The organism is Pengzhenrongella frigida, assembly GCF_004168625.1.
Classification (GTDB): Bacteria; Actinomycetota; Actinomycetes; order Actinomycetales; family Cellulomonadaceae; genus Pengzhenrongella; species Pengzhenrongella frigida.
In genome coordinates, this window is record NZ_SDWW01000012.1 from 1 (window position 1) to 21,720 (window position 21,720).

General features: G+C 72.4%; 18 protein-coding genes and 2 tRNA genes. 10 read left to right on the forward strand and 10 right to left on the reverse strand.

Features of this window, described 5'->3' with window-relative positions:
* Window positions 1-238: 238 nt before the first annotated feature.
* The 3 genes from EUA98_RS06520 to EUA98_RS06530 all read right to left on the reverse strand — a co-directional run bounded on the left by EUA98_RS06520 (window position 239) and on the right by EUA98_RS06530 (window position 2,326).
* Window positions 239-484, reverse strand: a complete 246-nt coding sequence (locus tag EUA98_RS06520; RefSeq protein WP_130101870.1) for a hypothetical protein — start codon at window positions 482-484, stop codon at window positions 239-241.
* Between the two features lie 303 nt (window positions 485-787).
* Window positions 788-2,146, reverse strand: coding sequence for a tyrosine-type recombinase/integrase (locus tag EUA98_RS06525; protein WP_130101871.1), 1,359 nt, complete (start codon window positions 2,144-2,146; stop codon window positions 788-790).
* A 106-nt stretch (window positions 2,147-2,252) separates the two neighbouring features.
* A tRNA-Gly gene (locus EUA98_RS06530) sits at window positions 2,253-2,326 on the reverse strand.
* Between the two features lie 173 nt (window positions 2,327-2,499).
* On the opposite strand from EUA98_RS06530, the gene EUA98_RS06535 reads away from it, so the two are divergent.
* From EUA98_RS06535 to EUA98_RS06560, 6 genes are all read left to right on the forward strand, one after another.
* Window positions 2,500-2,573 (forward strand) — tRNA-Pro (locus EUA98_RS06535).
* 213 nt (window positions 2,574-2,786) lie between these two features.
* The gene (gene tig, locus EUA98_RS06540) at window positions 2,787-4,196 is read left to right on the forward strand and encodes a trigger factor (RefSeq protein WP_130101872.1); all 1,410 of its coding nucleotides are present in this window, start codon (window positions 2,787-2,789) and stop codon (window positions 4,194-4,196) included.
* Between the two features lie 170 nt (window positions 4,197-4,366).
* Window positions 4,367-4,990 (forward strand): ATP-dependent Clp protease proteolytic subunit, encoded by a 624-nt coding sequence (locus EUA98_RS06545; protein WP_130101873.1) that lies wholly within the window; start codon window positions 4,367-4,369, stop codon window positions 4,988-4,990.
* A 60-nt stretch (window positions 4,991-5,050) separates the two neighbouring features.
* Entirely contained in the window at window positions 5,051-5,743 is a 693-nt protein-coding gene (locus tag EUA98_RS06550) for an ATP-dependent Clp protease proteolytic subunit (protein WP_130101874.1), read from the forward strand.
* Between the two features lie 227 nt (window positions 5,744-5,970).
* Complete coding sequence (gene clpX, locus EUA98_RS06555) at window positions 5,971-7,254, forward strand: ATP-dependent Clp protease ATP-binding subunit ClpX (RefSeq protein WP_130101875.1); 1,284 nt, start codon at window positions 5,971-5,973, stop codon at window positions 7,252-7,254.
* Window positions 7,255-7,259: 5 nt separating this feature from the next.
* The gene (locus tag EUA98_RS06560; protein WP_130101947.1) at window positions 7,260-7,559 is read left to right on the forward strand and encodes a chorismate mutase; all 300 of its coding nucleotides are present in this window, start codon (window positions 7,260-7,262) and stop codon (window positions 7,557-7,559) included.
* A 62-nt stretch (window positions 7,560-7,621) separates the two neighbouring features.
* Here EUA98_RS06560 and EUA98_RS06565 read toward each other — a convergent pair whose 3' ends face one another.
* Entirely contained in the window at window positions 7,622-9,439 is a 1,818-nt protein-coding gene (locus tag EUA98_RS06565) for an AMP-dependent synthetase/ligase (RefSeq protein WP_130101876.1), read from the reverse strand.
* Window positions 9,440-9,585: 146 nt separating this feature from the next.
* Between EUA98_RS06565 and EUA98_RS06570 the strand changes: the two genes are divergently transcribed.
* A complete protein-coding gene (locus EUA98_RS06570; RefSeq protein WP_130101877.1) occupies window positions 9,586-10,785 on the forward strand; it encodes a baeRF2 domain-containing protein in 1,200 nt (399 codons plus the stop codon).
* Between the two features lie 27 nt (window positions 10,786-10,812).
* On the opposite strand, the gene valS is transcribed toward EUA98_RS06570, so the two are convergent.
* Window positions 10,813-13,530, reverse strand: coding sequence for a valine--tRNA ligase (gene valS / locus EUA98_RS06575; protein ID WP_130101878.1), 2,718 nt, complete (start codon window positions 13,528-13,530; stop codon window positions 10,813-10,815).
* Between the two features lie 104 nt (window positions 13,531-13,634).
* On the opposite strand from valS, the gene EUA98_RS06580 reads away from it, so the two are divergent.
* The 3 genes from EUA98_RS06580 to cofC are packed head-to-tail and all read left to right on the forward strand — an operon-like array spanning window position 13,635 to window position 16,123.
* Window positions 13,635-14,639, forward strand: a complete 1,005-nt coding sequence (locus EUA98_RS06580) for a TIGR03557 family F420-dependent LLM class oxidoreductase (RefSeq protein ID WP_255424285.1) — start codon at window positions 13,635-13,637, stop codon at window positions 14,637-14,639.
* Between the two features lie 8 nt (window positions 14,640-14,647).
* Complete coding sequence (locus EUA98_RS06585; protein WP_130101949.1) at window positions 14,648-15,424, forward strand: coenzyme F420-0:L-glutamate ligase; 777 nt, start codon at window positions 14,648-14,650, stop codon at window positions 15,422-15,424.
* 9 nt (window positions 15,425-15,433) lie between these two features.
* Entirely contained in the window at window positions 15,434-16,123 is a 690-nt protein-coding gene (gene cofC / locus EUA98_RS06590; RefSeq protein WP_130101879.1) for a 2-phospho-L-lactate guanylyltransferase, read from the forward strand.
* Between the two features lie 10 nt (window positions 16,124-16,133).
* Here cofC and cofD read toward each other — a convergent pair whose 3' ends face one another.
* The 5 genes from cofD to EUA98_RS06615 all read right to left on the reverse strand — a co-directional run bounded on the left by cofD (window position 16,134) and on the right by EUA98_RS06615 (window position 21,541).
* Window positions 16,134-17,120, reverse strand: coding sequence for a 2-phospho-L-lactate transferase (cofD, locus tag EUA98_RS06595; protein WP_130101880.1), 987 nt, complete (start codon window positions 17,118-17,120; stop codon window positions 16,134-16,136).
* Window positions 17,117-17,956 (reverse strand): putative F420-0 ABC transporter ATP-binding protein, encoded by an 840-nt coding sequence (locus EUA98_RS06600; RefSeq protein WP_130101881.1) that lies wholly within the window; start codon window positions 17,954-17,956, stop codon window positions 17,117-17,119. The genes cofD and EUA98_RS06600 overlap by 4 nt, the downstream gene beginning before the upstream one ends.
* Window positions 17,947-18,933, reverse strand: coding sequence for a putative F420-0 ABC transporter permease subunit (locus EUA98_RS06605; RefSeq protein WP_130101950.1), 987 nt, complete (start codon window positions 18,931-18,933; stop codon window positions 17,947-17,949). Before EUA98_RS06605 ends, EUA98_RS06600 begins: the two co-directional genes overlap by 10 nt.
* A gap of 49 nt (window positions 18,934-18,982) precedes the next feature.
* Window positions 18,983-20,023, reverse strand: a complete 1,041-nt coding sequence (locus EUA98_RS06610; RefSeq protein WP_130101882.1) for a putative F420-0 ABC transporter substrate-binding protein — start codon at window positions 20,021-20,023, stop codon at window positions 18,983-18,985.
* Between the two features lie 174 nt (window positions 20,024-20,197).
* Window positions 20,198-21,541 carry an aminotransferase-like domain-containing protein gene (locus EUA98_RS06615; protein WP_130101883.1) on the reverse strand — a complete coding sequence of 448 codons (1,344 nt, stop codon included), beginning with the start codon at window positions 21,539-21,541 and terminating at the stop codon, window positions 20,198-20,200.
* Window positions 21,542-21,720: the final 179 nt, after the last annotated feature.

Below are 21,720 nucleotides of genomic sequence, written 5' to 3' on the forward strand. Positions count from 1 at the left end.
GCGCCCTATCGCGAGCTGCAGCCCACGACCCCGGTCAGGGCGTCGAGCCCCAGGTCATCGGTGGATCGAGGCTTAGCGATGACGGCGGGGGACAAGGATGGGTCGGCAAGTGGCGGTCTGGCGAGCATCGTCGCAGGGTACGCAGGGCCTAGCGGACGATCATGGGCGCCAGCTACGTCGGCGTTGTGGTCTAGGACTCCTGACCGTCCACCACAACTGATAGGTCTCCGAGTGATGATCAGGCGTAGACGTCGACCTCGCCCTTGCGGCGTTGGTCCGGGGTGCGCCCAGGATCCAGGGCAGCTGCTGGGGGCGCCGCGGGACTATGACTCTGGTCCTGCTCGCGCGCGAGTGCTGCGGCGGCCGCTGCGACGGCCATTGTCGCCATCTCGACCATCGCCTGGTCGACTTTGAGTGTGTCGTCAGGGGCGTGGTTCACGGCGTCCTGGGCCAGCTTCTTCTGTGCCTCGGTCAGGTGTTTCACGGCTTTGTCGTACGCCTGCTGCGCTGCGGATCCCGAAGCTACGGGCCCCGCCACGATGCGCGACAGGTTTGTCGACGCCGCATTGATCCTCATCTCGGACGTGGCCCCCTTCGTGATCCTGGGATCCCGATCGACCGACGCCGAGCGCCGTGAAGGGGAACCGACGCGATTCACCCGATCAGGGCCTCGCCCGAGGGCGGCCATGCCTCGTCCCCGCAGAGATGGCACGCGAAAGCGCACACCTGTCGTTAGGTGGTGTCCGTGTCCGCGCTTGCCAGCGCGGCCACCGCCGGTCTTCTCGTGTCACGCCGTCCGCGGCCGTTCGATGAGCACCTCATCCAGCTGCGCCGCGATCCGGCGCTGGGAGTCGTCGACGGCGTGCTGGTAGTGGAGGGCGGCGCGCGGGCTCGCGTGGCCCGCGCGTTCCATCAGCTCGGGCAGGGTCGCGCCCGTGGACGCCACGAGCGTGAGCGCCGAGTGGCGCTGGTCGTGCCACGTCAGGTCGTCGCGCCCGATCGCGCTGCGCGCCTTGGCGAACATCGTCGATCGCGACCCGCTGGCGAGCGGCGTCCCGTTCTGCGTGCCGAAGACCAACGAATCACGGCCCGGGGGAGTGAACTCGGTCATGTGCTCCCGCAGCACGGCGACCGCGATCTTGGGCAGCACCACGGCCCGCTTGCCGGCCCGGGTCTTCGGCGCGCTGAACCAGCTCTGGCCTTGCCGGCTGCGCGCCAGGGACTGCTCGACCCGCACCACGCCGCCCGCGAGGTCGAGGTGCTTGCGCTGCAGCGCGAACAGCTCTCCGGCGCGAAGACCGCTGCAGACCGCGAGGATCACGGACGCCCGGTACCGCTCGGGCATGCCGTCCGCCAGCGCCCACATCTCCTCGAGGCTGACCGTGCGCCGGTCCGCGCGGTCATGAGCGTCACGCTGCCCGGCACCCTTGATCGCGCACGGGTTCGTCGCGATCAGCTCGTCCGCCACGGCCTGCGCCATCCCGGCGTGCAGCAGCCGGTAGGCCTGCGTCGCGGCCGTCTGGCCGGCGTTGCGCCGCATCGGGCGCTCGGGCACCGAGGCATCGGTCGCGGCGGCCCATCCGTCCCGCGCCCACCCGGGGATCCGGCCGGTGGGCGCCAGCGGCGCACCCGAGGCGGCCGCCCACGCCCGGATCGCCGCGTTCACGCGGGTGTCGTGCTTGCTGCTGCGTTCCCACCGCTCGGTCACCCGTCGCGTCGACTCGGTGGTCACCGCGTGGTTCCACTCCCGCACCACGGCGGGCGTGAGCGAGGCCAGCGTCCGGATCCCCAGATGGATGGCTCGCGGCCGCCCGGAGGTCGTGGCCACGGGGATGGGCGCGTCGATCCAGGTGGCCAGGACCTGCTCGTACAGCGCATGGGTCGACTCGGCGATGTCGGTGCGGGTCGCGATCCAGCCGCGGAACCACTCACCCAGCGGTTGCTCGCCCAGCCGTGGGTCGCGCCACCCGCCGCGGGCCATCGTGGAGACCTCGTGGGCGAGCGCCTGGTCGGCCTCGGCCTTGGCCGCGAAGGTGCCGATGGTGCGCATCGCGCCGTCCGGTCCGGTGTACCTGGCCTGCCACCTCCCGGACGGCAGTCGGCGGATGGCGCCGCTCGAGCGGCGGTGCGAGGTACGAGCAGTCATGGCGGGACCTCCGGTCGCTTATGGCACGTTATGGCACGACGGCCTGCGACAAGGGTCCAACGGGGGTCTGACATGGTCGCCGCAGGTCGCTGACCTGCGGAAATACTGGAGCGGGTGAGGAGAATCGAACTCCCGTAGCCAGTTTGGAAGACTGGTGCTCTACCATTGAGCTACACCCGCGGAGCCCGGTTCGCACACCGGACGGCCCCAAGATTAGCCGCTCCACGACCGGTCCAGGACCGGTCACGCATCCCGCTCCCTCTGGTCGGTCCCGCGTCGCCCCGGCACGAGTGGTCCAGCACGAGCGGCCCCGCACGTCGACCGCGAGTCACGCACTAGACTCGCCGCCGTCACGGGATGTGGCGCAGGTTGGTAGCGCGTCCGCTTTGGGAGCGGAAGGTCGTGGGTTCGAATCCCGCCATCCCGACTCACCGCACGCGGACAGCACTCTTCGTCCGCGGGTGGCCCGTGGGCTCGGTGAAGTACCATCGTCGGGTTGCGCGCGCGGTCTTCCATGCCCGCTCGCGCCGCTGCGGGCCGCGGAGGCGGGGTATCACCCCTGAACTGTTGCGCCCGCGCCAACGAGACCGCCGGCCGGCATATTCGGCCGATCACACCCGAGCACTGGGAGACCACCGAAGTGAAGAGCGCCGTCGAAACCCTGGACGCCACCAAGGTCAAGCTGACCGTCGAGGTGCCGTACGAGGAGCTCAAGCCGAGCATCGACCACGCCTACGCGCATCTCGCGGGGCAGGTCTCGGTTCCCGGCTTCCGCAAGGGCAAGGTCCCGCCGCGCATCATCGACCAGCGGGTCGGACGCGCGGCCGTGCTCGAGCACGCCATCAACGACGGGATGGCGTCCTTCTACAGCGCCGCCGTGCGCGAGAACAAGCTGCGCCCGCTCGGTCAGCCCGAGATCGAGGTCACCCAGGTGCCCGACATCGCGGACACGACCAGCGAGCTGCACTTCGTCGCGCAGGTCGAGGTGCGTCCCGAGATCGAGATCCCGGAGCTCGACACCCTCACGGTCGTCGTCGACGACCTCGAGGTCTCCGACGAGGACGTCGCCACCCGCCTCGAGGCGCTCCGTGAGCGCTTCGGCACACTCGTCGGCGTCGACCGCCCGGCCGGCGAGGGCGACTTCGTCGTGCTCGACCTGGTCGCGACCGCGGCCGGCGAGCAGGTCGACAACGTCTCCGGCGTCAGCTACCAGATCGGCTCGGGCAACATGCTCGAGGGCCTCGACGAGGCGCTCCTGGGTCTGTCTGCCGGCGAGACCACCACGTTCTCCGCGCCGCTCGCCGGTGGCGAGCTCGAGGGTCAGCAGGCCGACATCACCGTGACGGCGACCACCGTCAAGCAGCGCGACCTGCCCGCGGCCGACGACGACTTCGCCCAGCTCGCGAGCGAGTTCGACACCCTGGCCGAGCTCGAGGCCGACCTGCGCGAGCAGGCCGCCCAGGGCAAGGCCTCCGGCCAGGCCATCCAGGCCCGCGACCTGCTCGTCGAGCAGCTGCTCGCCGCCGCGGCGATCCCGGCCCCGGCCGGCGTCGTCGAGGCCGAGGTCGTCCGCCACCTCGAGTCCGAGGGGCGCTCGGAGGACACCGAGCACCGCGCCGAGGTCGTCGTGCAGGCGACCACCGCGCTGCAGAACCAGATCCTCCTGGACACGCTGGCCGAGAAGCTCGAGGTGAAGGTCAGCCAGAACGAGCTGCTCGAGTACCTCGTGAGCGCGTCGCGTCAGTACGGCATGGACCCGAACACCTTCATCAAGACGGTGGACGAGCAGGGCCAGGTCCCGGCCATGGTCGCTGAGGTCGCACGGTCCAAGGCGATCGCCGTGGCCCTGCGCAAGGTGACCGTCACGGACGCCGCGGGCAACGCGGTCGACCTGTCCGAGTTCATCGGGTCTGACGCCGACGACCAGGCGGCCGAGTCGATCTTCGCTGCGGCCCAGGCCGCGGGGATCGCCGAGGCGGACTCCGACATCGTCTTCGACGACGAGGTCACCGAGGTCGCCGCGGACGACGAGACGACCGACAAGGCCTGATCCGACCGGGGCTCAACACCCCACCGACCGCGCTGCGCCGTCAGCGAAAAGGCCCGTTTCCGGGGCCTTCTCGCGGGCGGCGCAGCGTTATGGTCTGGAGCACACGCACGGGTTTGGCCTCCGTCACACGGTGGTCGGCCCGGCACGAACGTCAGAATTAGGGAGCCTTGGTGAACGAGCAGATGCCGATGATCGCGCGGGCCGAAGGCGCAGGTCTGGGACTCAACGACCACATCTTCAACCGACTTCTCAAGGAACGAATCATCTGGCTCGGGTCCGAGGTGCGCGACGAGAACGCGAACGCGATCTGTGCCCAGATGCTGCTGCTGGCAGCGGAGGATCCCGACAAGGACATCTTCCTGTACATCAACTCGCCCGGCGGCTCGATCACGGCCGGCATGGCGATCTACGACACCATGAAGTTCATCCAGCCCGACGTCGCGACCGTGGCGATGGGCATGGCGGCCTCGATGGGTCAGTTCCTGCTCTCCTCGGGCACCAAGGGCAAGCGCTACGCGACCCCGCACGCCCGCGTCATGATGCACCAGCCGTCCGGCGGCATCGGCGGTACCGCGACCGACGTGCGCATCAACGCCCAGCTGATCCTGCACATGAAGAACGTGCTCGCCGAGCTGATCGCGGGGCAGACCGGCAAGTCGGTCGAGCAGATCCACGCCGACTCCGATCGTGACCGCTGGTTCACCGCCCCCGAGGCGCTGGAGTACGGCTTCGTCGACCACGTCGTCACCCACGCCGGGGCCGTCGCCGGTGGTGGCGGCACGACCAGCTCCTGACGTAGACCTGCGCCCAGCGGTCCGTCGACGCCCGTTCCACCAGAAGTTCGAGGAGAACCCGTGAGCATCGAGTCGCAGTACATCTCCAGCGCCGCCCGCCTCGCCGGCGGCCGGGCGCTGCCCTTCGGCGCCCCGTCGGGCCGTTACGTCCTGCCCCAGTTCGAGGAGCGGACGGCGTACGGCTTCAAGCGCCAGGACCCGTACACCAAGCTGTTCGAAGACCGCATCATCTTCCTGGGCGTCCAGGTCGACGACGCGTCGGCGGACGACGTCATGGCCCAGCTGCTGGTGCTCGAGAGCACCGACCCTGACCGCGACATCATCCTGTACATCAACTCGCCCGGCGGCTCGTTCACGGCCATGACGGCCATCTACGACACGATGCAGTACATCAAGCCGCAGATCCAGACCGTCTGCCTCGGCCAGGCGGCGTCGGCCGCGGCCGTGCTGCTCGGAGCGGGGAGCCCCGGCAAGCGGCTCGCCCTGCCGAACGCGCGCGTGCTGATCCACCAGCCGGCGATGGAGGGTGGCGGGTACGCGCAGGCGTCCGACATCGAGATCCACGCGAACGAGCTCATCCGCATGCGGGAGTGGCTCGAGGAGACGCTCGCCATGCACTCGGGTCGGACCGTGGACCAGGTGCGCAACGACATCGAGCGGGACAAGATCCTCACGGCTGCCGAGGCCAAGGAGTACGGCCTCGTCGACCAGGTGCTCGAGAGCCGCAAGGCGCCGGCTGTCGTCTCCGCCTGACGGCGCCGCCCACCGCGACGGCCGTCGCCCGGCTGACGGCGGCTCGTTGTCTTCACGTCCGGTTCGCACCGGCGATGACGACAACGAGCCGGCGTCGGGCGGGTGTTGAATGCGACATTGGGCCGTCGGTGGTGTGCAATGGGAAAGGCGCGGACCGCTCGGTCCCGATCGCACGCGTGGTACCTCGTCCGCTGCAAGGGCAGACGACCCGGAGAGAGGGGACGGCCTTGGCTCGCATCGGAGACGGCGCCGACCTTCTCAAGTGTTCGTTCTGCGGCAAGTCCCAGAAGCAGGTCAAGAAGCTCATCGCCGGGCCTGGCGTGTACATCTGTGACGAGTGCATCGACCTGTGCAACGAGATCATCGAGGAGGAGCTCGCCGAGGCGACCGAGGTCGCCATGGTCGAGCTTCCCAAGCCGCGGGAGATCTTCGACTTCCTCGAGCAGTACGTCATCGGTCAGGAGCCCGCGAAGCGGTCCCTCGCCGTGGCCGTGTACAACCACTACAAGCGGATCCAGGTCGGCGAGGCCGCGCGCGGCCCCGGCTCGGACGCCGACGCCGTCGAGATCGCGAAGTCGAACATCCTGCTGATCGGCCCCACCGGCTGCGGCAAGACCTACCTCGCGCAGACGCTGGCCAAGATGCTGAACGTGCCGTTCGCGATCGCGGACGCCACCGCGCTCACCGAGGCGGGCTACGTCGGCGAGGACGTCGAGAACATCCTCCTCAAGCTCATCCAGGCCGCTGACTACGACGTCAAGAAGGCCGAGACCGGCATCATCTACATCGACGAGATCGACAAGATCGCCCGCAAGAGCGAGAACCCGTCGATCACCCGCGACGTCTCCGGGGAGGGCGTGCAGCAGGCGCTCCTGAAGATCCTCGAGGGCACGACGGCGTCGGTCCCGCCCCAGGGTGGGCGCAAGCACCCGCACCAGGAGTTCATCCAGATCGACACGACGAACGTGCTGTTCATCGTGGCCGGTGCCTTTGCGGGTCTCGACGAGATCATCACCTCGCGCGCCGGCCGGCGCGGCATCGGCTTCGGCGCGTCCCTGCACTCCATCGACGATGTGGACGTGTTCGGCGAGGTGATGCCGGAGGACCTGCTGAAGTTCGGGCTCATCCCCGAGTTCATCGGCCGGGTCCCGGTGATCACCACGGTGTCGCCGCTCGACCGGGAGGCGCTGGTCCGGATCCTCACCGAACCCCGCAACGCCCTGGTCAAGCAGTACCAGCGGATGTTCGAGATCGACGGCGTCGAGCTGGACTTCACCGACGACGCGGTCAACGCGATCGCCGACCAGGCCCTGCTGCGCGGCACGGGGGCGCGCGGACTGCGCGCCATCATGGAGGAGGTCCTCCAGCAGGTCATGTTCGACGTCCCCAGCCGCGACGACGTCGCCCGCGTGGTGATCTCGCGCGAGGTCGTGCTGGAGAACGTCAACCCCACGCTCGTGCCCCGCGAGATCCCCGCCGCCACGAAACGGCCGCGCGAGAAGAGCGCGTGACGCGGATGGTCGGCGCTGCCCTACCGCCCGAGCTCGCGTCGCTGCGGCAGAGCATCGACAACATCGACGCCGCGCTCGTGCACCTGCTCGCGGAGCGTTTCAAGGCCACCCAGCAGGTCGGTCACCTCAAGGCGCGGGAAGGCCTGCCGCCGTCGGACCTGGGTCGCGAGGCCCAGCAGATCGAGCGGCTGCGCCGGCTCGCCCAGGACTCGGGGCTCGATCCGGTGTTCGCCGAGAAGTTCCTCGGGTTCATCGTCGAAGAGGTCATCCGGCACCACGAAGAGATCGCGAACGCGCGTCCTTGATCTGCGCGACCGTGACCTGCGTCCGTGATCCGCGCCCCTGATCCGCGCGCTGGAGCGGCGCCTCAGACGGTGGTGGTGACCGGACCGCCGTAGATCGCGTCGACCTGACCGGCGAAGTCACGCAGGACGGCGCTGCGCTTGACCTTCATCGACGGGGTGAGGTAGCCGTTCGCCTCGGTGAAGTCGAGGTTCAGCACGGACAGCTTGCGGATGGACTCCGCCCGCGAGACGGCCGTGTTGGCCCGGATCGAGGCGCGGTCGAGGGCGGCGATCACGTCCGGGTGGGCGGCCGCCGTGGGCACGTCCATCGGCGGCAGGTTGTGGGCCGCCAGCCAGCCCGGCAGCATCTCGGCGTCGATGGTCACCAGGGCGGCGATGAAGGGCCGCTGGTCGCCGACGACGACGACCTGGCTCACCAGCGGGTGGCCCCGCAGGCGGTCCTCGAGCACGGCCGGCGCGACGTTCTTGCCGCCCGCGGTGACGATGATCTCCTTCTTGCGCCCGGTGATCCGGAGGTACCCGTCGTCGTCGAGCGTGCCGAGGTCGCCGGTGCGGAACCAGCCGTCGACGAGCGCCTCGGCCGTCGCCTCGGGGTTCTTGTGGTAGCGGGGGAAGACGTGGCTGCCGGACACCCAGATCTCGCCGTCGTCGGCGATCCGGAGAGAGGCGCCCGGGAACGGCGGGCCGACGGTGCCGATCTTGATCGCGTCGGTCCGGTTGACGGCGGTGGCCGAGGTGGTCTCGGTCAGGCCGTAGCCCTCGAGCACCTGCAGGCCGAGGCCGCGGTAGAAGTGACCCAGGCGTTCGCCGAGCGGCGCCCCGCCCGAGATGGCGTACTCGACGTGGCCGCCGAGGGTCGTGCGCAGCTTGGAGTAGACCAGCCGGTCCGCCACCGCGTGCTGGGCGCGCAGGACGGTGGAGACGCCCTCAGCGGTCTCCGTCGCGCGCGAGTAGGTGATCGAGACCTTCGCTGCCCACCGGAACAGCCGTAGCTTGACGCCGGAGCCGGCCTTCTGCTCGGCGGAGTTGTAGACCTTCTCGAAGACCCGCGGCACGGCGAGCAGGAAGCTCGGCCGGAACGACTGCAGGTCGGGGAGCAGGTTCTTCGTGTCGGGCGTGTGCCCGAGCACGGTCCCGGACGCGATGCACATCACCTCGATGTAGCGCGCGAAGACGTGCGCCAGCGGCATGAACAGCAGGGTGCGGGAGTGCGGCTGCGCGCAGACCTCGCCGAGCCCCCCGACACCGTTCAGCGCCAGGCTCACGAAGTTGCCGTGGGTCAGCTCGACGCCCTTGGGGCGACCGGTGGTACCCGACGTGTAGATGATCGTGGCGAGGTCGTCCATGCCGGCCAGGGCGCTGCGGCGCTCGATCTCGGCGTCGGCCACCCCGGTGCCGGCGGCCACGAGGGTCGCCACGGCCTCGGCATCGATGATCAGCACGTCGTCCAGCTGGGGGAGCCGGGTGCGGGCCTCGGCCACGAGGGCGGCGTGCGCGGGGGTCTCGACGATCGCGAGGCGGACGTCGGCGTCGGCCATGATCCAGCGGACCTGATCCATCGAGCTCGTCTCGTACACCGGCACGCTGACGGCCCCGGCGGCCCAGATGGCGAAGTCGAGGATGGTCCACTCGTAGCGGGTGTGCGACATGAGGGCCACGCGCTCGCCGGGAGCGATGCCGTATGCCACGAGCCCCTTGGCGACCGCGGCGACCTCGGCGGCGAAGGCCCGCGCGGACACCGGGAGCCAGGCGCCGCCGAGGCCGGACTTCCGCTCGGCGAGGGTGCCGTGGGGTGCCCGGGCCACGCGTTGCGCGAGCACCGTAGGGATGCTCGTCGTGGCCGGGACGTCGACCAGGCTCGGTGAAACGGACTCGCGCATGGCAATGGCTCCAGAGGAAGGGGGACTAGGAAGACCCTAACCGGTCCAGGGGTAGCGCCGACCGGGCCTTTGGCGCGAGGGTGGGGAGGTCAGCCCCGGCTACGCCGAGCCGTGTGCCGGGATCCTCAGACCCGAAGGCGATGCCCATGAAACTCCAGTGGCTGAAGCCCCTGCTCGGACGTACCGGCCCGTTCACCACCGTCTACCTCGACGCCACCCGCGCGGCCTCCGCCGGCGAGACCGAGGCCATGGACCGGTGGAGGGGGCTGCGACGCGACCTGGAGTCCGCCGGGGCGCCTGCGCGCATCCTGGACGGGCTCGGCGACCAGATCGCGCGCCCGACCTGGGTGGCAGGGCCGCACGGGCGGGTGCTGATCGCTGACGTCGACGGCGTGTGCGTGGATCGCGTGCTCGCCGAACCGCCGGCCCGGTCGGTGGCGGTGTACGGCGACGTGCCGGCGCTGCTCCCGGCCGTCCGTGCCGCGGACCAGGCCGTCGAGTACCTGCTGGTCGAGGTCGACCGGCAGGGTGCCGACCTGTCCTGGCCCGGTCCGTCCGGACAGGCGGCGGGCGGGGGCCACGAGGCGGTCGAGGGTGGCCACGACGTCGTGCACAAGATGCGCGAGGGCGGGATGTCCCACCGGCGCATGCAGACCCGGGCCGAGGACTCCTGGGAGCGCAATGCCGAGGCCGTCGCCGCCGAGATCGACCGGGTGGTCGCGGCACGCGAGCCCGAGGTCGTCCTGGTCACCGGTGACGTGCGGGCGATCTCGCTGGTGCGGGACGCCGTCGGGCAGCGGGCGGCGGAGCTGCTGGTGGAGGTCCCCGGCGGGTCCCGGGCGCAGGGGGTCAAGGCGGACGTCTTCGCCCACAAGATGCATGAGTCGCTCGAGCAGTTCCGGATCCGGCGCCGCGAGCAGGTGCTGAGCGTCTTCCGGCAGGAGCAGGGGCGTGACGAGGGCGCCGTCACCGAGCTCGGCGATGTCGTGGAGGTCCTGCGTCGGGGACAGGTGCGCGACCTCGTGCTGGCCGAGCCGGTGCCGGGGCAGGAGTCGTCGCTCGCGAACCGCACGGTCTGGGTCGGCCCGGAGCCGCTCCAGATCGGCCTCGACCGAGCAGCCCTCGAGGCCATCGGGGTGACCGACGACGCGCGCGAGCTGCCCGCCGAGATCGCTCTGGTGCGGGCCGCGCTCGGTCAGGACGCCGGGGTGACGTTCGCCGGCGACGGGCTGGTCGAGCTCATCGACGGCGTCGGGGCCGTGCTGCGGTGGTCCGACCCGGGCACCCCGAGCGAGCGGCTGGTGAGCCAGTCGGGTGACCAAGCCCGGCTCCGCGAGGTCGGCTGACCTCGCGGAGCCCGCGTCGTTCTGGGCCTACTCCTGCGACTTCGGGGGCTTCGGCGGGGTCGGCAGCAGCTCGGCCACGCGGACCTCGACGCCCTCGCCGCCGTCGGGCCCCGGCACCAGCACGAGGTCGCCGACCACGCGGCCCGCGGCCCGGAGGTCACCGGCGACGGTCTCGAGGGCGGTGGCGCTGCCGTTCGGGACGACGAGCTCGGCGCGGGCGATCTCGGTGCGCATCGACACCTTCGCCTCCGACTTCACCTTGCGCAGCGCGGCGAGCGCGGCGCCGGCCGACCCCAGCAGGGCCGGGTCGGCGCCGTCGGCCACCGCGCGCAGCGGCGCGGCCACGGGCCACGGGGCCCGGTGCACGGACCCGGTCTGCCACCACGACCAGACCTCTTCGGTCGCGAACGGCAGGACGGGGGCGAACAGGCGCAGCAAGGTGTCCAGCGCCAGGCCGAGGGCGGCGCGGGCCGACGCGGTGGCCGCGGAGATCTCGATCGCCCCGCCGCCGTAGGCGCGGTCCTTGACGAGCTCGAGGTAGTCGTCGCAGAACGCCCAGAAGAACGTCTCGGTGACCTCGAGCGCCCGGGTGTGGTCGTAGGCGGTCAGGGCGGCGGTGGCGCGGTCGGTGACGTCGGCGAGGCCCGCGAGCATCGCGCGGTCGAGCGGGTCGGTGACGAGCGCCGGGTCGATCGCGAGCCCGCGGTCACCGCCGAAGGTCAGCGCGAACTTGCTCGCGTTGAGCACCTTGATCGCGAGCCGGCGGCCGATCTTCATCTGCCCGATCTCGAAGGCCGCGTCGGTCCCGAGGCGGGCCGAGGCGGCCCAGTAGCGCACGGCGTCCGACCCGTGCTCCTCGAGCAGGCCGCGCGGGGTGACCACGTTGCCCTTCGACTTCGACATCTTCTTGCGGTCGGGGTCGAGGATCCAGCCGCTGATCGCGGCGTTCGCCCAGGGGAGCGAGCCGTGCTCGAGGTGCGAGCGCACGACGGTCGAGAACAGCCATGTGCGGATGATGTCCTGGCCCTGCGGGCGCAGGTCCATCGGGAACACGCGCGCGAACAGGTCGGGGTCGGTGCGCCAGCCACCGGCGATCTGCGGCGTGAGCGAGCTCGTCGCCCAGGTGTCCATGACGTCCGGGTCGCTCACGAAGCCGCCGGGCACGCCGCGCTGGTCGGCTGAGTACCCGGCCGGCAGGTCGCTCGACGGGTCGATCGGCAGCTGGTCCTCGCGCGGCACGATCGGCGCGTCGTAGAGCACCTCGCCGTCGGTGTCGAGCGCGTACCAGACCGGGATGGGCACGCCGAAGAACCGCTGCCGGGAGACCAGCCAGTCGCCGTTGAGGCCGCCGACCCAGTTCTCGTAGCGCACGCGCATGAAGTCGGGGTGGAACGCCAGCTCGGTGCCGCGGGCGAGCATCTGCTCGCGCAGCGCCTCGTCCCGACCACCGTTGCCGATGTACCACTGGCGGGAGGTGACGATCTCGAGCGGCTTGTCGCCCTTCTCGAAGAAGTTCGCCTTGCGCTGGGTCGGCACCGGCTCACCGTCGAGGTCGCCGCTCGCGCGCAGCGCGTCGACCACGGCCGTCCGGGCGGAGAACGTCGTCTTGCCACCAATCTCGGCCCACAGCGCGACCGCGCCGGGGTCGGCGCCCGCCTCGACGGTCAGCCAGGCGGGCGTCTCGCGCAGCAGGCGGCCGTCGCGGCTGATCACCGAGCGCGCGGGCAGCTGCAGCTCACGCCACCACACCACGTCGGTCAGGTCGCCGAAGGTGCAGCACATCGCGATGCCCGACCCCTTGTCGGGCTCGGCGCCGCGGTGCGCGAGCACCGGGATCTCGACGCCGAACAGCGGCGAGCGGACCGTGGTGCCGAACAGGTGCTGGTAGCGCTCGTCGTCCGGGTGGGCGATGAGCGCGACCGCGGCGGGCAGCAGCTCGGGCCGGGTGGTCTCGATGTACAGCGGCGCGGCGGGTGCGCCGGACGCGTCGGGGGCCGGGTGGAACGCGACCCGGTGGAACGCGCCCGGGTAGTCGCGTGCCTCGAGCTCCGCCTGCGCGACGGCGGTCTGGAAGGTTACGTCCCACATGCCGGGGGCCTCGGCCTGGTAGGCCTCGCCGCGGGCGAGGTTGCGCAGGAAGGCCTGCTGCGCGACGGCGCGGGACTCGCCCGAGATCGTCTGGTAGTGGTGCTCCCAGTCGACCGACAGGCCGAGGTAGCGCCACAGGGACTCGAACTCGCGCTCGTCCGAGACGGTGAGCTGCTCGCACAGGTCGATGAAGTTGCGGCGCGAGATCGGCACCTGGTCGGCGGCCCGGGTGCTCTTGCCCTCGCCGCCCACCTGGGGCGGGGTGAAGTCGGCGTCGAACGGCAGGGACGGGTCGCAGCGCACCCCGAAGTAGTTCTGCACGCGGCGCTCGGTCGGCAGGCCGTTGTCGTCCCAGCCCATCGGGTAGAAGACCTCGCGGCCGCTCATCCGCCGGAACCGGGCCACGATGTCGGTGTGCGTGTAGGAGAAGACGTGCCCCACGTGCAGCGAGCCGGAGACGGTCGGCGGCGGGGTGTCGATCGAGTAGACCTGCTCGCGCGTGGCCGTCCGGTCGAACGCGTAGGTCCGCTGCGCGTCCCAGCTCGCCGCCCAGCGGTCCTCGAGCCCGGCGAGGGACACCTTGTCCGGTACCTGCGGACCGGCGGCTCGCGGGGCTGGGGTGGCGGACGTGGGCTCGATCGGCTGGGTGTTGCTCATGGTCAGACATCCTCCCAGACCCGCCGTGCGGTCACGGCTACCTCCCGCGCCACCCCAGATACGCTCGGCCCGGACAGTTCATCGCACATGAGGGAGACACTCCGGTGGCGCAGGGTCTGACGGTCGGCTACGCAGCGATGCTCGAGCAGTTCCACCCGACGGAAGCGATCGAGCTGTCCGCCTTCGCCGAGGCGAACGGCTTCTCGGGAGTGATGGCGGCCGACCACTTCCAGCCCTGGGTCCCGGCCCAGGGGCAGTCCGCGTTCGTGTGGAACGTGCTCGCCGCGCTGGGGGAGCGGACCCGCGGGGACATCGGACCGGGCGTGACCGCCCCGACGTTCCGGTGGCACCCGGCGATGGTGGCCCAGGCGTCCGCGACGCTCGCGGCGATGTACCCGGGCCGGCACTGGCTCGGTCTGGGCTCCGGCGAGGCGCTCAACGAGCACGTCGTGGCCGGGTACTGGCCCGAGGCCCCCGAGCGCATCAATCGCATGTTCGAGGCCATCGAGATCATCAAGAAGCTGTTCACGGGCTCGCTCGCCGGCAAGGACGTCAAGCACTCGGGCCCGTTCTACAAGCTCGAGTCGACCCGGTTGTGGACCATGCCTGAGGTCGCCCCCGAGATCCTGGTCGCCACGGCGGGACCGGTCACCGCCAAGCGGGCGGGCCGGATGGCGGACGGGCTGATCACGGTCGGTGCACCGCTGGAGAAGATCGCCGGGCTGTTCGGCAAGTTCGACGACGGCGCGCGCGAGGCGGGCAAGGACCCCTCGACCATGCCGCGGGTGCTCCAGCTGCACCTGTCGTGGGCCGAGACGGACGAGGTGGCGCTCGCGAACGCCATGACCGAGTGGCCGAACGGCGGGATGAAGTTCCCCAAGGCCGACATCCGCTCGCCGTTCGACTTCGAGCAGATGGCCAAGCTGGTCCGCCCCGAGGACTTCGCCGGACGCATGATCATCTCGGCCGACCCCGACCGGCACCGTGCCGAGATCCAGAAGTACGTCGACCTCGGCTTCGACCGGATCTACCTGCACAACGTCGGGCGCAACCAGCGCGAGTGGATCGAGACCTTCGGCCGGGACGTGCTCCCCGCCCTGGTCCGGTGACCGCGGCGATGACCGGTCAGGGGCTCGGGCCGCTCACCGTCTGGGCCCCGGACGGGCTGCCGGAGGTCGGCGGCGGCGACGACCTCGTCGCGCTGCTCGCCGAGGTGCTGGGCGACGTGCGCGACGGCGACGTCGTGGTCATCACCTCGAAGATCGTGTCCAAGGCCGAGGGGCGAGTGGTGGCCGCGCGCGACCGCGAGCAGGCGATCACCGACGAGACCGTCCGCGTCGTGGCCACCCGCGAGCACCCGGGCGGCGTGACCCGGATCGTGGAGAACCGGCTCGGGCTGGTGATGGCAGCCGCGGGCGTCGATGCGAGCAACACCCCCGAGGGCACCATCCTGCTGCTCCCGCTCGACCCCGACGCGACCGCGCGGGCCGTGCGGGCCGGGCTGCGGGACCGGCTCGGCGTCACGGTCGGGGTGCTGATCACGGACACGGCGGGACGGCCGTGGCGACAGGGCGTCACCGACCTGGCCATCGGGGCCGCCGGCCTCACCGTGCTCGACGACCTGCGCGGCGGCCACGACAGCCACGGGCGGGTGCTCACCGCCACCCTGACGGCGGTCGGCGACGAGATCGCCGCGGCGGCCGAGCTCGTCAAGGGCAAGTCCGCCGGGCGCCCGGTGGCGGTCGTGCGGGGCCTCGCGCACCTGCTGACCGACGGCGACGGTCCCGGTGCGCGCTCGCTCGTGCGGCTGGGCGAGCAGGACATGTTCGCCCAGGGCACCGCCGAGGCGTACGCCCGAGGGTGGAAGGACGCCGCCAGCGGCGAGCGTCCCTGAGGTGGACGCGTGACCGAGCTGCGCTGGACGCTCGTCGTCCCGATCAAGGCCGCGAGCGAGGGCAAGACGCGGCTGGCGGACTGGCTCGAGCCCGGCCCGCGGGCGGCCCTCGCCCGCGCGATGGTGGGGGACACCCTCGCCGCGGGCGCCGCGGTCCACGTGGTCGACCGGATCATCGTGGTCACCGCCGACCGGCGGACCGCGGACGCCGCGCGCCGCGCCGTGCGTGGGGCGAGCGCCCCGGTGGTGCTCGACGTCGTCGGCGAGCCGGATCCGGCGGGGCTGAACCCCGCCGTGCGGGCCGGCCTCGACCGGGCCCGCCTGGTCGCACCGGCGCACGGGGTCGCGGTGCTGCTGGGCGACCTGCCGGCCCTGCGCGCTGCCGATCTCGAGGCGGCGCTCGTGCAGGCCGCGTCGCACCCGCTCGCGCTCGTGGCCGACGCCGCCGGCACGGGCACCACGCTGCTGACGGCGCTGCCGGGGCAACCGGTGGACCCGGCGTTCGGGCCGGGTTCGGCCGGCGCCCATGAAGCCCGGGGGCACGTGCGTCTGGTCGTCCCGCCGGGGTCGGGCCTCGCGAACGACGTCGACGTCCGGGCGGACCTCGAGGTCGCCCTCACCCTCGGCGTCGGCACCCGCACGCGTCGGGCGCTGCACGGCACCAGCGGGCCACCGGCCCGCGACGAACCACTGCCGTAGCGCTCTGCAGTCAGCCGAGCACGAGCGCGAGGGCCGCGGCCGCGATCCGGGCGGTGGCCGGCACGTCCGTCATCAGCGTCGGCGCCACCCCGACGCGCCAGCCGTCCGCCGCGAGCTCGGCGGCGGCACCGGCGTCGACGGTGTCGACCAGCCAGGCGTCGAGCACCCCGCCCTCGGCGCGTCGGCCGTAGTGGCGGGCGACCGCGGCGGCCGACGTCTCGACGCCGATCGCCCGCAGGCACTGGTCCGCCATCCCGCGCACCGCGGCCCCGCCCACGATCGGGGAGATGCCCACCACCGGCGCCGTCGTCGCCTCGAGCGCGGCGCGGACGCCGGGCACGGCGAGGATCGTGCCGACGGACACGACCGGGTTCGACGGCGGCAGGATCACGACGTCGGCGTCGAGCACCGCGGCCAGGACGCCGGGTCCGGCGCTCGCCGTGTCGAGGCCGACCTGGACGAACCGGCGTGCGGCCGGCGCCGCGCGATGGCGCACCCACCACTCCTCGAAGTGCATCAGCTGCTCGCCCCCGTCCGGTCCGTCGACCACGACGTGCGTCTCGACCTCCTGGTCGGACATCGGCAGCAGGTGGGCACCGGGCTGCCAGCGGCGGCACAGCCGCTCGGTGACCTGCGAGAGCGGCAGCCCCTCGCGCAGCAGCTGGGTGCGGGCCAGGTGCGTGGCGAGGTCGAGGTCGCCGAGGGTGAACCAGTCACCGCCGACGTCGTAGCCCGCCAGGTCCGCGGCCATGTGCGAGCTCTCACCCCGGCGGCCCCAGCCCTGCTCCTCGTGCACGACGCCGCCCAGGGTGTACATCAGCGTGTCGAGGTCCGGGCACACCCGCACGCCGTGCAGCCATAGGTCGTCCCCGGTGTTGGCGATGACCGTCACCTCGGACGGGCGGCCGCGGCCGACGTCCGGCATGCGCAGGTGGGCGAGCAGGCCCCGGGTGAAGCGCGCCCCGCCGACGCCGCCCGAGAGCACAGTGACCTTCATCGCGCATCCTCCAGGGTCGTCTCGCGGCTGTGCGACGTGTCCCGGGCGGGCTCTTGCGCGGCGAACGCGATGACGGGTCGGCCTGTGCGCGGATGGGTCAGCACGTCGCAGTCGACACCGTAGACCGCGCGGATCAGGTCGGGGCGCAGCACCTCGCGCGGGTCGCCCGCGGCGGCCAGGTGCCCGTCGGACAGCACCAGCACGTGGTCGCAGAAGGTCGCGGCGAGGTTGAGGTCGTGCAGGGCGGCCACCGTGGTGGTGGGCAGGCCGCGCACGAACGCGAGCACGCTCAGCTGCGCGCTGACGTCGAGGTGGTTGGTGGGCTCGTCGAGGAGCAGCAGGTCCGGCTCCTGGGCGAGGGCGCGCGCGATGTGCACCCGCTGTCGTTCGCCGCCCGACAGGTCCGACCACGCGCGGTCCGCGAGATGGGTCGCGCGGGCGTTGTCCAGGGCGCGATCGACGGCGCCGTCGTCGGGATCGGCGCCCCACAGCGTGCGGTAGGGGATGCGACCGAGGGCGACGACCTCGCGGACCGACAGCGGGACCGTGCTGGCCGACTCCTGCTCGAGCAGGGCGATCCGGCGCGCCCGGGCCCGCCGCCCGAGCGTGTGCACGGGGACCGGGGCAGCAGCCGGGTCGGGATCGGCGCGGCCCACCAGCACCGCACCCCCCTCGGGGGTGAGCAGGCCCGCGATCAGGCGCAGCAGCGTGGTCTTGCCCGAGCCGTTCGGCCCGAGCAGGCCGGTCAGCGCGCCCGTCGGCGGGGTGGCGTCGATCCCGTCGACCACCCAGCGACCGCCGAGCCGGGTCCGCACCCCGTCGATCGTCAGCTCCATGCGGCACCCCGACCCCGGCGCAGCAGCACCGCGAAGACCGGCACGCCGACGAGTGCGGTGATGATGCCGACGGGGAGCTCCCGCGGGTCGAACACGGTGCGCGCCGCGGTGTCCGCCCAGATGAGGAACACCGCGCCGGCGAGCGCCGCGACCGGCAGCAGCCGCCGGTGGGCGGGGCCGGTGACCACCGAGACCGCGTGCGGGAGCACCAGGCCGATGAACCCGATCGCGCCGCTCACGGCGACCATCGCGCCGGTGAGGAGCGCGACGAGGGTCATCAGCGTCCACCGGGTGCGCTCGACGTCGATGCCGAGCGCCGCGGCGGACGTGTCGCCGAACGCGAACGCGTCCAGCCGCACCGCGCTGGCGAGCAGGACCGCGCCGACCAGGAGCAGGGCGACCCCCGAGATCGCCACCGACGACCAGGTCGTGCCGGCCAGGGAGCCCATCAACCAGCTGATGATCTCGCGGTAGGAGTCGCCGGTGGCGGTCCAGAAGATGACAAACGAGGTGCCCGCCGCGCACAGCTGGGAGACGGCCAGCCCCGCCAGGACGGCCCGCCCGGGGGTGAGGACGCCGTGGGTGCGGGCCAGGGCGAGGGTGGCGACCAGGGCCACGAGCGCGCCCGCGAACGCCGCGACCGGCAGCAGCAGGCCGACCCCGAGGATGAGCACCGCCACCGCGCCGAGCGAGGCTCCGGAGGACAGCCCCAGCAGGTACGGGTCGGCCAGCGCGTTGCGGGTCAGGCTCTGCATGACGGCGCCGGCGAGAGCCAGACCCGCGCCGACCGCCGCGGCGGTGAGCACCCGGGGCAGCCGCAGGTCCCACACGATCGCGTCCACGAGCCGCGGGACGCCCGCGTCGCCGAGCCCGAGGTGGCCGGCGATGCTGCGCGCGACGTCCGGGACGGCGATCTCGGCCGGCCCGATCGTCACCGTGACGAGCACGGTGACGACGAGCAGGACGAGCCCCACCATGACCAGGACGGCCAACGGGGGGCGCCACCCGGACCGGTCCACCGGGGTCTCAGCCGACCGGGTCGAGCGCGGCGAGCTGCGTGGACAGGCTCACCACGGCCTCGGCGTTGCGCACCCCGGCCTCGGCGGCCGGGAACGGGACCGTCAGGTACCGGTGCTCCCGCACGGCGGTGAGCTGGCTGGTGGCGGGGTTGGCCTCGAGGAGCTCGATCTTCTTCGCGGCGGTGTTCCAGGTCGCGTCGACCAGCACGATGACGTCGGGGTCGGCGGCCACGACCTCTTCCCAGCCGGCCGAGGTCCAGGTGTCGTGGACGTCGGCGAAGATGTTCGTCAGACCGGCGGCGTCCAGCATCATCTGGGGTGCACCGATCCCGGCGCCCACATACGGCGTGTCGGTGCCGGAGCTGTACCACAGGGCCGTCGTCGGCGTGGCGGGCTTCTCGACCGTGGCGAGCAGGTCCTGCTGCCCGGCGACGAGCGCCTCGGCCCGGTCCGGGACGCCGAACAGCGCGGCGACCTCGCGGATCTCGTCGAAGACCTCGTCGAACGTGAGCGGGTCCGGCTTGTACTCGGGGGCCTTGCACGCGGCAGGCGACACGTAGGTCCCGATGCCGAGGTCGGCGAGGTCGCCGCGGTCGCCGGCGGCATCGGCCGAGAAGTTCGACTCCCAGCCGCCGTAGACGAAGTCGGGATCGGCGCCGAGCACGGCCTCCTGGCCGGGCACGTTGTCGGACAGCACCGGGATCGCGTCGTACGCGGCGGCGTAGGGCGCCGGGACCGGGCCGTCGGCGAACGCCGTCCCGATGACCGCACCCTGCAGGCCGAGGGCCAGGAGCATCTCGGTCGCGGTCGACTTGACCGTGATCACCCGCGTCGGCGGGGACTCGACCGTGACCTCGGTGCCGCAGTTGTCCAGGGTGACGGGGTCGAACGCCTCCGCCACGGCCGCGGCGGTCGTCTCCGGCTCCGCGGCGGCGTCGGGCGTCGAGGTCCCGCAGCCCGTCAGAGCGAGCAGCAGGGCGCCACCCGCGGTGGCGGCGAGCACGGGTCGCCGTCGGGCGCGGAGGGAGGCGGAAGTCGAGGACGGCATGAGATGAGCTCCTTGGCATGGGACGACGTGCGTCACCGACGAGGTTCGCGGAGGCGGGGAGGCGTCGACGGCGACGGGTGGGGGCGCACGTCGCGCCCGACGGACCAGCCACCCAAGTCGAGGTGGCGTTCCGGGCCAAGGACGGGCCGGGTTCCGGGAGCCACCCTAGGCCGGTCAGCCGAGTGCTGCGAGCGCCAGCACGTGGGCGACCGCGTCGACGTCCCCACGGAGCATCCCGACCGTCACCCGGACATGACCGCCGGAACCCTCGGCCCGCGGCCCGGCGAAGAACGGTGCACCGCGGGCCACCCGGATGCCGGCGGCGTCGAGGCGGACCAGGGCGACCGCCTCGTCCCGCACCGGCAGCCACAGGTTGATCCCGTCGCCCGGCGGGACGTGCAGCCCGTGCAGCGCGAGCGCGACGCACAGCGCCCGCTGGCGGGCGAAGTACGCACGCCGCGCGTCGGCGACCGCCTCCAGCGCCGCGCCGTCGGTCAGCAGGTCGACCAGGACGCGCTGGAGCAACCGGCTCGTCCATCCCGGCCCGAGCATGCGGCGGGCCACGAGGCGGTCCAGCACCGCGGCGGGGCCGCCGACCGCGGCGATCCGCAGGTCGGGTCCGTGCGACTTCGAGAACGACCGCACGTGCACCACGCGATCGGGCAGGAAGGTCCCGAGGCTGACGGTCCGCGCCGTGGCGATCTCGCTGGAGTGGTCGTCCTCGATGACCAGCGCCGGCGGGTCCGCGCCCCACTGCCGCACGACCACCGCGAGCTCACGCGCCCGCGTCGCGGTGAGACTGGCCCCGGTCGGGTTCTGCGCGCGCGGCTGCAGGACGACCACGCGCGCACCGGCCCGGAGCGCGTCCGCGAGCCCCGCCGGGTCCATGCCGTGCCGGTCGACGGGCACCGGGACGCGCTCGAGCCCGAGCTGCTCGACGAGATCGAAGACGGGCGGGAAGCCGGGGTCCTCGAGGGCGACCCGGGCCCCGAACCCGGCCACCTGCTCGAGCGTGCGCCCGATCGCGTCCAGCGCGCCGTCGACGACCGTGACCCGTTGGGGAGGGAACGGCCACGTCGACCTCAGGAGCCGCTCGAGGGTCTCGATGGTCGGGGGTGCGAGGTAGGTGCCGGTCTCGGCGGCGGTGGTCCGCGCCGAGACCCGGGCCAGGGCGGGTGCCAACGCGGGGAGCAGCTCGGGGTCCGGGGTGCCGCTCGACAGGTCCAGGCGTGCCGGCGGCCCGTCCGTGGCCAGGTCCCGGTAGCGCGGCGGCAGCCACCCGGCGGGTTCGGGCAGCACGAACGTCCCGGCGCGGCCGCGCGAGACGACCAGCCCCACGGCGGACAGCGCCTGCCACGCCCCGCTCACGGTGGCGGGACTGACCGCCAGGTCCACGGCGAGCTCGCGCACCGTCGGCAACCGGTCGCCGGCGCGCAGCTCACCCGAGCGCACCAGGCGCGCGACGGTCGCAGCGATCCCCCGCGGGCTCCGGTCCTCGATGTGCGCTGCGAGCTTCATGGGGTCATCGTGGGGTGAATCGGGGCCGCCGCAGGCACCGGGACACCGGCGCAACGGCGCGTCGGCGCAGATGTTTACCTCGCCGACACGGGCGCCGCACCAGAGGTAACACCACAGAAATGTTCAACACCCAGAGTCACATTCTCACCGAGGACGCTCCGCACCACCCCATCCGACCA